Source organism: Polyangium sp. y55x31, from assembly GCF_029946505.1.
Lineage (GTDB): Bacteria > Myxococcota_A > Polyangia > Polyangiales > Polyangiaceae > Polyangium.
Map to the genome: position 1 here is coordinate 29,358 of NZ_JARZHG010000022.1, position 14,363 is coordinate 43,720.

At 70.4% G+C, this 14,363-nt stretch carries 10 protein-coding genes; 2 read left to right on the plus strand and 8 right to left on the minus strand.

Annotated elements, in window-relative coordinates; all coding sequences use genetic code 11:
• Nucleotides 1-122: 122 nt before the first annotated feature.
• Nucleotides 123-1,430: a histidinol dehydrogenase gene (gene hisD / locus QHF84_RS30895; RefSeq protein ID WP_281317063.1), complete on the minus strand. Its 1,308-nt coding sequence runs from the start codon at nucleotides 1,428-1,430 to the stop codon at nucleotides 123-125.
• Nucleotides 1,431-1,611: 181 nt separating this feature from the next.
• Nucleotides 1,612-2,199, minus strand: coding sequence for an SMI1/KNR4 family protein (locus QHF84_RS30900; RefSeq protein WP_281317064.1), 588 nt, complete (start codon nucleotides 2,197-2,199; stop codon nucleotides 1,612-1,614).
• A gap of 148 nt (nucleotides 2,200-2,347) precedes the next feature.
• Between QHF84_RS30900 and QHF84_RS30905 the strand changes: the two genes are divergently transcribed.
• Entirely contained in the window at nucleotides 2,348-3,160 is an 813-nt protein-coding gene (locus QHF84_RS30905) for a uracil phosphoribosyltransferase (RefSeq protein ID WP_348652899.1), read from the plus strand.
• A 121-nt stretch (nucleotides 3,161-3,281) separates the two neighbouring features.
• On the opposite strand, the gene QHF84_RS30910 is transcribed toward QHF84_RS30905, so the two are convergent.
• Both QHF84_RS30910 and QHF84_RS30915 read right to left on the minus strand, forming a co-directional pair.
• Nucleotides 3,282-4,355 carry a hypothetical protein gene (locus QHF84_RS30910; protein WP_281317066.1) on the minus strand — a complete coding sequence of 358 codons (1,074 nt, stop codon included), beginning with the start codon at nucleotides 4,353-4,355 and terminating at the stop codon, nucleotides 3,282-3,284.
• Nucleotides 4,352-7,009: a protein kinase gene (locus tag QHF84_RS30915; protein ID WP_281317067.1), complete on the minus strand. Its 2,658-nt coding sequence runs from the start codon at nucleotides 7,007-7,009 to the stop codon at nucleotides 4,352-4,354. Before QHF84_RS30915 ends, QHF84_RS30910 begins: the two co-directional genes overlap by 4 nt.
• Nucleotides 7,010-7,181: 172 nt before the next feature.
• Here QHF84_RS30915 and QHF84_RS30920 point away from each other — a divergent pair, with 172 nt between their 5' ends.
• The gene (locus QHF84_RS30920; protein ID WP_281317068.1) at nucleotides 7,182-8,582 is read left to right on the plus strand and encodes a hypothetical protein; all 1,401 of its coding nucleotides are present in this window, start codon (nucleotides 7,182-7,184) and stop codon (nucleotides 8,580-8,582) included.
• 176 nt (nucleotides 8,583-8,758) lie between these two features.
• Here QHF84_RS30920 and QHF84_RS30925 read toward each other — a convergent pair whose 3' ends face one another.
• The 4 genes from QHF84_RS30925 to QHF84_RS30940 form a co-directional block, all read right to left on the minus strand.
• Nucleotides 8,759-9,931, minus strand: a complete 1,173-nt coding sequence (locus QHF84_RS30925) for a CaiB/BaiF CoA-transferase family protein (protein WP_281317069.1) — start codon at nucleotides 9,929-9,931, stop codon at nucleotides 8,759-8,761.
• A gap of 104 nt (nucleotides 9,932-10,035) precedes the next feature.
• Nucleotides 10,036-10,371 (minus strand): SCP2 sterol-binding domain-containing protein, encoded by a 336-nt coding sequence (locus tag QHF84_RS30930; RefSeq protein ID WP_281317070.1) that lies wholly within the window; start codon nucleotides 10,369-10,371, stop codon nucleotides 10,036-10,038.
• Nucleotides 10,372-10,501: 130 nt separating this feature from the next.
• On the minus strand, nucleotides 10,502-11,563 hold the full coding sequence (locus QHF84_RS30935; RefSeq protein WP_281317071.1) for an IMP dehydrogenase: 1,062 nt from the start codon (nucleotides 11,561-11,563) through the stop codon (nucleotides 10,502-10,504).
• A 246-nt stretch (nucleotides 11,564-11,809) separates the two neighbouring features.
• On the minus strand, nucleotides 11,810-14,350 hold the full coding sequence (locus QHF84_RS30940) for a heavy metal translocating P-type ATPase (protein ID WP_281317072.1): 2,541 nt from the start codon (nucleotides 14,348-14,350) through the stop codon (nucleotides 11,810-11,812).
• Between the last annotated feature and the right edge of the window lie 13 nt (nucleotides 14,351-14,363).

Sequence of the window (14,363 nt, forward strand, 5' to 3'; positions counted from 1 at the left end):
CCGGTCTGCGGGACTGAAAGCACGTTTGATGCCACAACGAATTTCTGGGCGTTTTCAAGCACTTGCTTGTTGAAGCACGGGGCCCCGCCCGGATCCCCGTTAAAGCTCTGACACGACGATCGCTAACTCTCGCCCTCCCCCCGCCCCCCGAGGCGCGTGTGATGCGACATCCGCAACTCGACCGCGCGCGCATGCGCGTCGAGGCCCTCGGCACGCGCGAAGTTCGCGATGTAGGGCCCATGACGGAGCAGCGCGGGCGCCCCGTAACGAATGATGCTCGCCCGCACGACGAAGTCGTAGACGCCGAGCGGAGAGCCGAAACGCGCAGCCCCGCCCGTCGGCAAGACGTGCGAAGGACCCGCGAGGTAGTCGCCCGCCGCGACCGGCGTCATGCCGCCGAGCAGCGCGGCGCCTCCGCCCTCGACAGCGTCGAAGAGCGCCTCGGGATCGGCGACGTGATACGCGACGTGCTCACCCGCGACGAGCGAGGCGATCTCCGCGAGGCGCGCGAGGGTCGGGACGACGAGCGCGACGCCACGCGTGCGCATCGCCTCACCCGCGATGGAGTCACGCGAGAGCGCCGCGAGCTGCGGGCCAAGCTCGGCGACGACAGCCTCGGCGAGCGCGCGGGAGGTCGTAACGAGGACACACCACGCGGCCTCGTCATGCTCGGCCTGCGAGAGGAGATCCGCGGCGACGACGGACGCATCGGCCGTGTCGTCGGCGAGCGCGACGATCTCGCTCGGCCCCGCGATGCCGTCGATGTCGACGTCCCCGTAGACGAGCTTCTTCGCACAAGCGACGTAGATGTTTCCGGGACCAACGATCTTGTCGACGCGCAGCAAGCTCGCCGTGCCGTACGCGAGCGCGGCGATGGCCTGCGCGCCGCCCGCGTCGAGCATGCTCGTGACGCCGGAGAGGTGCGCGGCCGCGAGGAGGCGATCATCCGGCGCGGGCGTGGCGAGGACGATGTCGCGCACACCGGCCACCCGCGCGGGGATCGCAGACATGAGCACGCTCGACGGATACCGAGCCTTGCCGCCAGGCGCATACACGCCGACCCGCGCGAGCGGTCGCACGCGCATGCCGAGCACGACGCCATCCTCCTCGTAACGGAAGCCGGTCTCGCGCTGGTGCTCGTGGTAGCGGCGGATCCGATCGGCCGCGAGCTCGAGCGCAGCACGGAGATCCGGTTCGAGTCGCGCGAGCGCAGCAGCGCCGTCGAACTCTCGAATGACCAGCGGTTCGGGGCGGCGACGCTCGAACCGCTCGACGTAACGGAGGACGGCTTCGTCGCCCTCGGCGCGGACGGCCGACACGATCGCGCGGACGTCTTGCTCGACGGCGCCGAGATCATCGGCGCCACGCGCCACGAGGCGGCCGAGGCTCGCGGCGAACGTCTCGGTTCCGTCGATGTGAATGGGGATCATGCGACAGCGAGCGCGCTGCGAATCAAGGGGATCGCAGGCGAAGCTCGTGCCGTACCACGTTCTTTTTTCGGCACATAGGCCCGATCGGGGCCTACTCCCGCGGCTTTTTCACCGGACGGAAGGGTCGTTCCCGGAAGAACGACCCCTCGCGGCTACCCAGGACATCGTTCGGAGTGATGTTCTAGGTCCAGTGACCCGCGCGCAGCGCAGCCGAGTCGATCGTCTTGATCTTCGGCGCGAGCGCCTCGCGGAAGATCGCCTCGTCCTCGTCGTCGAGCACCCCGCTACCGAAGCCGGTCGCGACCTCCATGCTCGTCGCGAGGATCCGCAAGAACTGCTGGAAGCTCGACGCGCAGAGCACGGGCTTGATCGTGTCGGTGCCGAGCATGCACGTGAAGACGGGGCAGTCGCCCTCGGCGTCGAGCTTGCTCGTGTCGAGGAAGTACGGATCGCCGAGCAGCGCGCTGCGGCCGATGACCACCCAGTTCTTGCGCCAGTTCGGGATCTCCGCCGCGGGCTTGCCCCCGAGCGTCTGCTCGTCGGCGAGCTTGTACGACGGGAAGAGCCGCACACGCTCGACCGGAGTCACGGTCTCGACGTCCGTCGGATCGGCGGCCGTGATGAAGGCGCGAAATCGCGCAGGGATCCTGAAGGTCTTGCGTAGCTCGTCGATCACCGCCGGCTCCGCCTTGCCGAAGCGCACGGGGATGCCCCGCTTGGCGAAGATTTCTTTGAGCGCCGCAACCGATTCGGCCAGGTCGCTGTCCACCGAACCCATCCTCCGTCTCGCCGGTGTCGTACACGTCCGGACGCCTGGAAAGACCAGACCCACGTCCGCCGTGCCGAACCCATACGCCGGAACCACCGGCGCGCGTAGGAATACCCCGCACGGGGCCAGGTAGTGTAACAGAAAAATGATGGTCGACACCGCCTACGCCGAGAGCCGGTACCGGGCCGCCGAGATCCCCCACCGCTACGGGCCAGGGGTCCATCTGATCGACGACCCGTTCGCCTGGACCCTTTTGACCCGAGCTTGCTCGCCGGACACCGGGCAGCCGGACATGGGACGCCTGGTCCGCATGCTCTACGAAGGGCTCGCCCGCGTCGTGCTGGCGACAGAGTTCCCCCGCGCCCGCGTGGACGTCCCCACCCGCATGGCCGTCTCACACCCGGAGGCCGTCTACCGCGGCACCGCCCTCGGAAGGACCACCAAGGCCGTGACCGTGGGCATCGCGCGGGCCGGGACGATGCCGTCGCAGGTCGTCTTCGACCTGATGAACGAGGTGCTCGACCCGAGCCTCGTGCGGCAAGATCACCTGTTCATGAGCCGGCAGACGAACGCCCAGGGCGAGGTCGTCGGCGCAACATGGCACGACGCGAAGATCGGGCGTGACGTGAGCGACCGTTACGTGCTGTTCCCCGATCCGATGGGCGCGACGGGCTCGTCGATGGTCAGCGCGGTCTCGTATTACAAGAACTCGCTGGAAGGAAAGCCCGCGAAGCTCATCGCGATGCACCTGATCGTGACGCCCGAGTACATCCGGCGCGTGCACGCAGATCATCCGGATCTCGTGGTGTACGCCTACCGGCTCGATCGAGGGCTGTCGCCGCCAGCCGTGCTGCGCACGGAGCCCGGTACGCACGAGGAAGAGCGCGGGCTCAACGAGGTGCAGTACATCGTGCCCGGCGCAGGCGGCGTGGGCGAGATTCTGAACAACGCCTGGGTTTGAGGGAGCGTGGCGCCGGGGCTTCGCCCCGGACCCCGACCAGGGGTTGTCCACCCCTGGACCCGGACCAGCGCAAGCGCTGGACCCTTGGTGCATCGACCGCGATGCGGTCGATGCAGAGGGATCAACGTCGCGTTCTCGGGTTGTGCGCAGAGACCATCGCGCGGTAGTCGAGCGCGTTCTCGGAGCGAGAGACGGGCGGGCGCAGGTCGGGGAGCATGTGCTCGAGGCTTTGTACCATCGCGCCGAGCTCGCTCGCGGACGCGGCGCGTCCCTGCGTGAGCTCGCGGTAGGCCTCGGCAATCGCAGGGATGCCGCGGCCAGAGACGTGGCCGCGGCGCGAGAGGTCGAGGTAGCTGCGGCCAAGCGCGGCGCCGTCGAAGTTGTGCGACGCGACGAGGTCCTGCGCGACACGCAGCACGGCGCGATCCGGGATGCGGCCGTCCTCGTGCAGGACGAAGGCAGCCTGCAGGTAGTTGTAGAACGGGACGACGCGCGCGCCGTAGAGGCGGAAGTCCGACGGGGAAGACTGCCGATCGAGGTGAATGAGGATGCGCTCGACGACAGGGCCTTTCTCGACATAGCCAGCGAAGCGGACAGCATCGAGGATCGTGTCCTCGTACGCGCCGCCCGCGCGCATGATGTCGACGAGCTCGTCGGGTTTGACCTTGCCCTCGCACACGTCGGCGTAGAGCGAGTAGACGAACGCGTCAGCCTCGGCGTCATCGCCGAGCAGGACCTCACGCACGAGCTCGCCGTTCTCGTCGCGCACGGAGCCGAGCTCGCAACGTCGGCGGAGCAGCGCCGGCAGCTTGTAGCCGAGCTGGCCACGCAGCGCGCGGAAGCGCAGGCGCAGGATGTTCTGCAGGTTCGGCTTGAGCGTGAGCGAGGCCCAGCGCGCACCGTCGAGGCGGAGCTTCTGCTCGATGCGCGAGCGGAGCTGCTCGGGGCTGCCGGAGAGGATGTGGATCTCCACGCCCGCACGGCCGAGCTCACGAAGCAGCGCCGCCGCACCGGGGACCGTGCGCTTCTGATCGGGACGTTCGATCGCGGTGCGGACGAGGTCGCGCACCGTGTCGAAGTCGGTGCGCAGGTAGGTCTTGTCGAGGTCCCAGCGCGCGACGAAGGGGCGAGACGCGCCGCGCGCGGCGGAGGCTCCGGGCGCCGGCCCCTCGGGGACCACGCGTCGCTCGTTCACCCCGCGTTCCATTCGGCGCGCATGCGCTCGAGGGAGCCCACGAGATCACTCGACCCGACGGACCGGGCGAGGTCGAACGCCTGGTGCAGGAAGGCGCTCGCCTCCTTCGCACGCCCGCGCTCGTGCGCGACGAAGGCGAGCGCCGCGAGCAAGCGCGCACGCTCGATGCCGCCCGCCGCAAGATCGAGCGCTTCGCGCAGGACGCCGTCCGCGTCGGTGAGCGCGGAGGCGCGAGCGAGCGCCTCGCCGAGCTTGCGGCTGAAGATGATCACGGCCTTCTCGGGCTCGTCGAGCTCGCCGCGGAAGAGCTCGCGCCGCGCGAGGTCGAGGCCGCGACGAAGCGCGAGGATGGCCCCCGCGCGATCACCGCGCTCGCCCGCGCGATCGGCGACCTGTTCGAGGAGCATGAGCGCCTCGAACGTGTCCTGTGCGTGGTAGGCGTGGAGCGCGCGGACCTCGAGCGGCAAGGGGAGCGGATCGCCGTCGCGGCCCACGAGCGCGCGCGCGTGGAGGTCGCGGCGGACGGCGACGGGCGTCGTGGCGAGCGCGATCTCGCGAAGGAGCGGGTGCGCCGCGCGGAAGCCGCCGAGCTCCTGCTCGATCATGCCCGACGCGCGGAGGACGGCGAGCAGCGTGCCCGTGTTGCGATCCGAGGGCAAAAGCCGCTCGATGTCCTCCATCTGCGCGTCGTCGCCGAGGACCGAGACCGACTGGAGCACGCGGCGCGCCTCCGGCGGGAGGCGCTCGATGCGCTGGGCCACGAGATCGCCGAGGCGCGCGGGCGGGTTCGTGCCGCCCTCGGAGGAGAAGCGCAGGAACTGATCGAGGTAGAGCGGCGAAATCGAGCGCCCGCCGCCCTGCCCGAGGGTCGCGGCCATCGGCTGACTCACCATCTGCGAGACGAGGTCGAGCGGGAGACCTTCGAGCACACGCGTGGCGCCGGCCCAGCCCGGATCGAAGCCAGGCAGGTGCGTCGAGACGACGAGCAGCGGGTGGATCGGCGGCTCGGCGACGACGTCGGCGAAGGCATTGCGGCTGGCGCCGTCGACCGCGTGCAGGTCGTCGATCGCGAGCAGGACGAGGCGCCCCTCGTTGCTCTCGTGCGCGCGCATGATCGCCCAGCGCAGGGCCTCGGCCGCGGTGAAGCGACGATCGTCGGGCAGCACGATCCCCGCGGGCGGCTTCGACCACATGTTCACGCTCGGCTGCGGCGCGCTGCGGTCCTTCTTGCCGAAGATGGCCATGAGGCCGGCGCGCGCCTCGGGGGTCGCGCCGCGCCACTCGTGCGGCTCTCCGCCGCCGGGCGGCAGCGACGCGAGCGCCACGATCGACTCGCGCAGCACGTGGTAGCCAACGTCGGCGCCCCACGGATCGGGCCGCGTGAGCACGACGAAGTCACCCGCCACGGAGGCGAGGTGGATGAACTCCTGCAAGAGGCGCGTCTTGCCCGTGCCGCCCTCGCCGACGATACGCGCGGTCGCGAGCGTGCGATCGACGTCGAAGCGGAAGCTGTCGAGCCACTCGAGATCACGCTCGCGGCCGACGAACGGCAGCGGCAGCTCGGGCAAGCTCGACAGGCGCACGCGCGGCGGCGGACCCGCGGAGACGGGCGGCGCGATGCGCCGGGGCTGGCTCATGGGCGGCTGGAGCGAGATCCGCGCGCCGCACTCGCCGCAAAACTTCTGGTTGCGCGGCGCGATCGTGCCGCACGACCCGCAGGCCACGCCGGGCTCGTCGACCGAGGGCGGAGGCGCACCACGATCGAGCATCGTCGCGGCGGCGCGCAGCGCGAGCGTGAACTCGTCGGCCGTCTGGTAGCGGCGGCTGACTTCCTTCTCCATCGCGCGCAGGGTCACGTCGACGAGCGGCAGCGGGATGTTGCGCGCGGGCGCGACGTCGAGCGGGTTTGGCGGGGGCACCGTGAGGTGCATCAGCACGACCTGCGTGGGCGACTCGGACTCGAATGGCAGCCGTCCCGTCAGGAGCTGGAAGAGCAGCACGCCGCACGTGTAGAGATCGCTGCGGCCGTCGATCGGATCGCCGCGCCCCTGCTCGGGCGACATGTAGTCGGGGGTGCCGCAGACGATGCCGGGGCTCGTGATGTGCGTGCTCGGCACCTCGCGCATCTTGGCGAGGCCGAAATCGACGACCTTCACGAAGTCGCCGCCCGTGCGCATCGGCTCGAGCACCACGTTCTCGGGCTTCAGATCGCGATGGATGATCCCGAGGTGGTGCGCTTCCGCGAGGCCCGCGAGGACCTGGCACATGATCTCGACGATGCGCCGGAACGGCAGCGGCCCCTCTTCGTAGTCGACCCGCGCGAGATCACGGCCGCGCAGGAACTCCATCACCAGGTAGAGCTGGTTTCCGCTCTTTCCGAAGTCGAAGACGCTGACGATGTTCGGATGGTTCAGCCGGCTCGCCGCGCGCGCCTCGGTGATGAAACGGACCGACGCGCTCTCGTCGCCGAGCAGGTGCGGGTGGATGATCTTGACGGCGACCGTGCGGCCGAGCGCCTTCTGCTCGGCGCGATACACGCGCCCCATGCCGCCCACGCCGATGAGCTCGAGGATGACGTAGCCGCCGGGCAGCGTCGTTCCGAGCAGCGGATCGTCGGCGCGTGTCTGCAGCTCCGAGATCGGAAAGCCACACACATGACAAAAGCGGTGTGCCGGATCGCACGCGGTGGCGCACTGAGGGCAAAGGACATCCGACACGCGCCGCAAGGTACCACGGTCGGGGCCCGGATTGGGCTGGTTCTATCAAGCGAACGCCGCACCCCAACAACTGGTAGGTCCGCGCTGCGATCGGCTAACCTGCGGGCCGATGCCAACGCCGCGCCTCCGTCTCGGTCAGCTCCTCGTCGACGCAGGGCTGCTCTCACAGCAAGACCTCGACGAGGTCCTCGCGCTTCAGAAAAGCGACGGGCGCCGCCTCGGCACGTTGCTGGTGGAGCGAGGGCACATCAACGAGACCCAGCTCACACAGATCCTCTCGCATCAACTGAGCGTTCCCTGGGTCTCGCTGCTGCACATCGAGTTCTCGCGGCAACTCTTGAACCTCGTGCCGCACCACGTGGCCGAGCGCTTCTGCGTGGTGCCGATCTACGTGCGCCACGTGCGCGGGCAGGGGCAGACGCTCTACGTCGCGATGGACGATCCCTCGAACGAGGAGGGCCTGCGCGCGTGTGGTGAGCACTCGGGGCTGCCGGTGAAGGCGATGATCGCGCCGCCGAGCGACATCCGAAACGCGATCCGCGTCTACTACGACGTGCAGCCGAGCGCGCCGCCTGCGCCGCTCGCGCAGTCGCCCGCCGAAGGAGCGCCGATCGTGGAGCGCGACACGACGCCCGACGGCACGAGGCCCGAAGCCGCGGCCGATCCGAGCCTCGCCATCGCGGAGACGCCGGCCTCGCCGTTCGTGGCGCCGGCGCCGGCGCCGGTGGAAGGGCCGGCGGTCGAGGTCGCGGAGATCACGGTGAGTTCGTTGGACCTCCCAGGTTCGGATCCCGATCGTTCGCCGCCGAAGCCGCAGCCGAGCGCGGCACGAAGCGCGCCGAAGACGCCGCCCCCGCCGACCACGCAGGACGCCGTCGCGCTCGCCGAGGCGGCCGCGCCCGCGCCTGCGCGGGGCAAGATGCCCTCGGCGCCCGACGTGCCTCCGCCGCCGACGCTGCCCGATCCGGGCGCGCAGTCGCCGCAGCTCGAAGAGGTCGCCGCGAAGACGCGCGTGTCGATCGTGGAAGCGCGTCCCCTGCCGCCGCCGTCGGAGCGGCTGCGTCGCGTGCTCGAAATCACGGACGATCCGCAGCCGCCGACGCTCGACGAGGGCGCCTTGCCGCCGAGCTCCGAGCCCGTGGACACGATCCCCGAGCCGCGAGGCCGCGCGCCGCGCATGATCTCGCTGACGCTGCTCGACGGCACGACGATCTCGCTGCCCGCGCCGCGCAAGCAGAAGCAACGCGTGCCGACGCTCGCGCAGCCGGCGGGCGGACCGTCGGAGGAGGAGCTGCCGCCGTCGACGCTCGGGGCCGAGGACGATCGCGCCGGGCTCACGGCGCGGGATCTCGTGGCGGCGCTGCGCGCGGTTTGTCACGGCGCGGACGCGAACCAGATCCTCGGGCCGAACCTGCGCTGGGAGGCCATCGCGGCCGCGCTCCTGTCGGTGCTCCTGCGCAAGGGGCTCGTCGCCGACTGGGAGTTCGTCGACGAGCTCAAGAAGATCTGAGCGGGTGTTCCACAGGCGTCGCGAGTGAAAACCCATGCGCCTGTGCATCGACCGCATCGCGGTCGATGCATCAGAGGTCCAGGGCTGGCCCTGGTCCGGGTCGAGGGGCGGACAGCCCCTCGTCGGGTCCGGGGTGAAACCCCGGCGCTACGCTGTGGAACACCCTCTGATCGGCCCTAGCTGCTCTCGCCTTCGCGGATGGCGCCGGCGCGAACGAGGTCGTCGATCTCCGCGTCGGAGAAGCCGGCTTCGCGGAAGACCACGCGCGTGTGCTCGCCCGAGCGCGGCGGCGGGGCGAAGGCGACGTCCTTCGGCGTGACCGGGAGCCGCACCTGCGGGATGTCGCCGCGCGGGCTCGGGATGTCGAAGAAGAGCTCGCGTGCCTTCATGAGCGGATCGTCGCGGAGCTCGTTCGGGCGCACCACCGGCTCGAGGCAGCAGTCGTGGCTCGCAGCGATCGCGATCCACTCGTCGCGCGTCTTCTGGGCGAAGGCGCTCTGCACCGTGGCCTTGATCTCGGCCTGATGCGGCCCCGGCAGGAGCGCCTCCATGCGCGGCTCGATCCCGGCCGCGGCGCAGAACGACATCCAGAACTTCGGCTCCAGGGCGCCGAGCGCGAAGGGGTGCCCGTCCTTCGAGACGTACGTGCCGTAGGGCGCGATGCCGCCGACGAGCGCGTCCGTGCCGCGCGGGCGCGTCTCGCCTGCGAGCGCGGCGCCGATCGTGGCCGTGGCGAAGCCGAGAATGCCGTCGGTCATGGAGATGTCGAGCACGCGCCCTTCACCCGTGCGATCCCGCTCGGCGAGCGCGGCGAGGATCGCGATGACGGACCACATGCCTCCGCTCACGTCGGCGAGCTGGAAGCCGGGCGGCTGTGGCGGGCCATCCTCGGGGCCTTGCGAGCCGAGCAGGCCGCCGCGCGCGAGGTAGTCGATGTCGTGGCCCGCGCGGTTCTTCAGCGGCCCATCCTGGCCGTAGCCCGTGAGCGCGCAGATGACGAGCTTGGGGAATTTTCGGCGCAGCACGTCGTGCCCGAGGCCGAGGCGATCGAGCACGCCGGGGCGGAACTGCTCGAAGAGCACGTCGTACGAGCCGACGAGCCGCTCGAACGCCGCGCGTCCTTCGGGACGCTTGAGGTCGAGAAGCGCGCTGCGTTTGCCGCGGTTCAAGAGCTGGAAGGCCGCGGACTCGCCGGCGAGCGCGGGCGGCATGTGCCGGAGGTAATCGCCGCCGGCGAGGTCCTCGATCTTGTCGACGGTGGCGCCGAGATCGGCGAGCACGAGCGTCGCGAAGGGGCCGGGCAAGAGCCGCGAGAGGTCCAGGATCCGTTTGCCGACGAGGGGGCGCATGCGTTTCCTTTGAGGTCAAAAAGAAATGGTGGCGGATGAACGAAGGCCGGCGGCCCTCGGACGGATCCGAGCACGCGCCGGCCTCTTCCCGGGCTCGGGATCGATCAGAGCTCGAAGAGCTTGTTCAGCTTCATCCCGAGCGCCGGGTTGCCGACCATCTTGAGCTTGCCGGCGAAGTAGAGCTGCATGCCGTTCGCCTGCGGGTTCTCGTAGAGCTTCTGGAAGTCGCTCGACGCGATGGTGACGGTCAGGTCGGCGCCGCCGGGGCTGCCCGCCTGGGAGCTCGGGCCCGAGTCCGTCAGGTCGAGGAACCACTCGCCGCCGCCCTCGCCCGTGATGACGAACTGGTACTTGCCGCCGATCGCCTTCGCCCCGGTGGGGTTCTTGGCGATCTTCGAGGGGACTTCTTCGTTGAAGAGCTTCTGGATGTCGACGGCCATGGTGCCTCCGGGCAGCGATGCGCCGACGTCGTCGTCGGCGTGTTCTAGCGTCGGCCGGGTGTAGCCGCGAGCGACGTGCCGCGTCAAGCGGCCGCGAAGACAATGGTTTGGCGGCAAAATTGCGTTTCGACTACGCGCGCGCCCGAGAGGGCTGCTGCGAGGCGCGCGGGGCCCTGTCGAGGGCGGATCGCACGGGCAAGACGAAGAGCCGATCGATCGCGACCCGCGCGTCGCGGGGCGGCGGCTCCTCGGGCGGCGCCTGCATCAGGCGCAGATCACGCAGGAGCGTGCGATCGAGGTCGCTCTCCGCGCCGAACTCGTAAGGCAGGATGGAGGGCAAAAGCGCCACGAGCACGGCCTCACTCCCGCCCTGCCGGATCGACGTGCCCTGGTACACGGCGACGGCCTGTCCGAAGGCCTCCTGAAAGACGAAAGGACGCCATTCGAGCGGCGCGGTGAGGTCGAAGCGACGCTCGCCCACCACGAGCTCGCGGCCGTCGAGCGTGAGCGGCGCGCCCCGCGCGTCCGAGAGGACGAGGCGCTCGACACACGAAGGATCGAGCTCCTCGACGGCGAACACGAGCGCCGCGAAGTCGGAGGGCAGTAGCTCGAGCGGCGCGCCGTCGGGGCCGAGGGCTTCGAGCGCGGCGTCGTCGCCGACCGCGGTGAACGCGCGATCGAAGAGCGCCCCGAGCGCGCGGCGCGCCGTGCCTTCGAACGTTGATCCCACGTAGAAGAGGCCTTCCGGCGAGCTCCACACGGCGACCATTCGATCCCGCTTCGCGCTGGTCACGAGCGTCATGCCGAAGGGCTCGCCGAGCGGAACGACGTTCTGCGGCGGCCCGCTCTCCGGCTGGAAAAAGAGCCCGTGGCCGTCGACGCAGATGCCACGCGACGCGGCCTTGTCGCTCGAACGCCTGCGTGATCCGCGCACGTAAAGCACGATCGCGGCCGTCACGAGCACGAGCGGCACGGCGATGCGGAGAACGATGTTCTGCGCGACCGCGAGCACGACGAGCGCGACGAGCACGAGCGGCAAGGCGCTGTCCCGGGAGGCGGCCTTCGTCGCGCCTGCGCCCGGGGTGACCGCCGCGAACGAACGCGCGCCTTTTCCAGGTCCGCCCCAGCTTCCGTCCGCGTGATGCGACGCGGGCATCCCGCGCGTGCGCGGCGCGCCTTCCCGTGGAGACACGCGCGTCCTCGTCGTATCCCTCGGGCTCGCGGCTCCGTTGCGATTGCGCTCGCTTGCCATCGAACCTCCCGGCGGCAGGCGCGTCGCCCCTCGGAGAGCGTAGCACCCCGATTGCCGTACGGGAGGGGGTTGGCGCAGCCCAACCGGCGATGCAAGCTCGCGCTCTTTCCAGGACGGCCTCAGCTTTCCCGGCTCGGCCCGCCCTCGGCCTTCCCCCCTTCGGAACCGAGCGACCGACGCTTTGCGTCAGAGGCGCACGGTGCGCAGACGGAGCGCGTTCGTGATGACCGAGACGCTGCTCAGGCTCATGGCGGCGCTCGCGATCATGGGGCTCAGGAGGAGACCAAAGAAGGGGTAGAGGACGCCGGCCGCGAGCGGCACGCCGAGACCGTTGTAGACGAAGGCGAAAAAGAGGTTCTGGCGGATGTTCTTCATCGTCGCGTGCGAGAGGCGCCGCGCCCGCACGATGCCGCGTAGATCGCCGCGCACGAGCGTCACGCCCGCGCTCTCCATCGCGACGTCGGTGCCCGTGCCCATCGCGATGCCGACGGCGGCACGCGCGAGCGCCGGCGCGTCGTTCACGCCGTCGCCGGCCATGGCCACGATCTTCCCGCTCTTCGTGAGGCGCTCGACGATGGCGCTCTTCTGATCGGGCAGGACCTCGGCTTCGATCTCCGTGATCCCGAGCTCGCGCGCCACGGCCTCGGCGGTCGTGCGGCTGTCGCCCGTGAGCATGACGATCGCGAGGCCCTCTTCGCGCAGCGCGGCGAGCGCCTCTTTTGCCGAGCTCTTGATCGGATCGGCCACGCCCACGAGCCCGAGGACGCGCCCGCCGCGCGCCACGAACACCACGGTTTGTCCACGCGCGCGGAGCGCCTCGGCGCGCGTGAGACCGCTGGCGCTCTCGATCGAGAGCTCTTCGAGCAGGCGAGCGTTTCCGAGCGCGGCCGGCTCGCCCTCGAGCACGCCCGTCACGCCGCGGCCGGTGAGCGATCGGAACTCCGTGACGCTCGCGAGATCGACGCCTCGATCCTTTGCAGCCGCAAGGATCGCCGAGGCGAGCGGGTGCTCGCTGCCGCGCTCGAGGCTCGCCGCGACGCGGAGCACGGTCGCCTCGTCTGCGCCGTCGAGCGGCACGATCGAGGCCACGGCGGGCTTGCCCTCGGTGAGCGTGCCCGTCTTGTCCACGACGAGCGTGTCCACGCGCTCCAGCGCTTCGAGCGCCTCCGCGTTCTTGACGAGCACGCCCGCCGAAGCGCCGCGCCCCGTGCCCACCATGATCGACATCGGCGTCGCCAGGCCGAGCGCGCAGGGGCACGCGATGATGAGCACCGCGACCGCGTTGAGCAGCGCGTACGCGAGGCGCGGCTCGGGGCCGACGAGCGCCCACACCACGAACGTGAGCAACGCCGCGAGCACGACGGCCGGGACGAACCACGCGCTCACGACGTCGGCGAGGCGCTGGATCGGCGCGCGCGTGCGCTGCGCTTCGCCCACCATCCGCACGATCTGCGCGAGCAGCGTCCCCTGCCCCACGCGCTCGGCGCGCATCACGAAGCCACCCGCGCCGTTCACCGTCCCGCCCGTCACGTGATCGCCGACGTCTTTCTCCACCGGGATCGGCTCGCCCGTGACCATCGACTCGTCGACCGAGCTCTTGCCTTCGAGCACGACGCCGTCGACGGGGACACGCTCGCCCGGCCGCACGCGCAGCCGATCGCCCACGGCGACGACCTCGATCGGCACGTCCTCCTCGACGCCGTCGCGCAGCCGCCGCGCGCTGCGCGGAGCGAGGCCGAGCAGCGCGCGGATCGCGCCCGAGGTGCGGCTGCGCGCGCGAAGCTCGAGCACCTGACCGACGAGCACGAGCGTGACGATCACCGCCGCGGCCTCGAAATAAACGGGCACCTCGCCGCCGTGCACGCGGAACGACGCGGGGAACATCGAAGGCGCGATCGTGGCCGCGACGCTGTAGGCGTAGGCCGTCCCCGTGCCGATCGCGATCAGCGTGAACATGTTGAAACGCCGGGTCACGAGCGAGGTCCACCCGCGCTCGAAGAACGGCCATCCGCCCCAGAGCACCACGGGCGTCGCGAGCACGAGCTCGATCCATCGCTGGTACGGCAGCACGTGCGACCAGCGCCAGCCGGGCATCAACATCGGCGCCATCGCGAGCACGAGCAGCGGCAGCGAGAGCACGGCCGAGATCCAGAGCCTTCGCGTCATGCTCTCGAGCTCGGGGTTCGGCGGCTCCTCGGCGGTGAGGACCGCCATCGGCTCGAGCGCCATGCCGCAGATCGGGCAGGATCCTGGTTTGTCCTGCCGGACCTCGGGATCCATCGGGCACGTGTAGATCGTGCCTGCGGGCGCCTCGACGACCGGGGCCGGCGACGCTGCCTTTTCTTCGACCTTCGCCGCGGGCGCCGCGGGCGCCTCGACCTTCGGCGCGAGGTATTTATCGGGATCCGCCGCGAATTTCTCCCGGCAGCGCGGGTTGCAGAACCAGTACGTCGCGCCTGCGTGCTCGTGATGACCGCCCTTGGCCGCTCCGGGCGTCACCATCATCCCGCACACCGGATCCTTCACCTTGGCGGGCGCGGGAGCTTGTTCTTCCGCCTTCGGCGCGAGGTACTTCTCCGGATCTGCCGCGAATTTCTCCCTACAACGCGGGTTGCAGAACCAGTACGTCGTGCCTGCGTGCTCGTGATGGCCGCCCCTGGCCGCCCCGGGCGTCACCATCATTCCGCACACCGGATCCTTCACTCTGGCCGGTGCTTCTTCGTTCACCCCACCCTCCTTG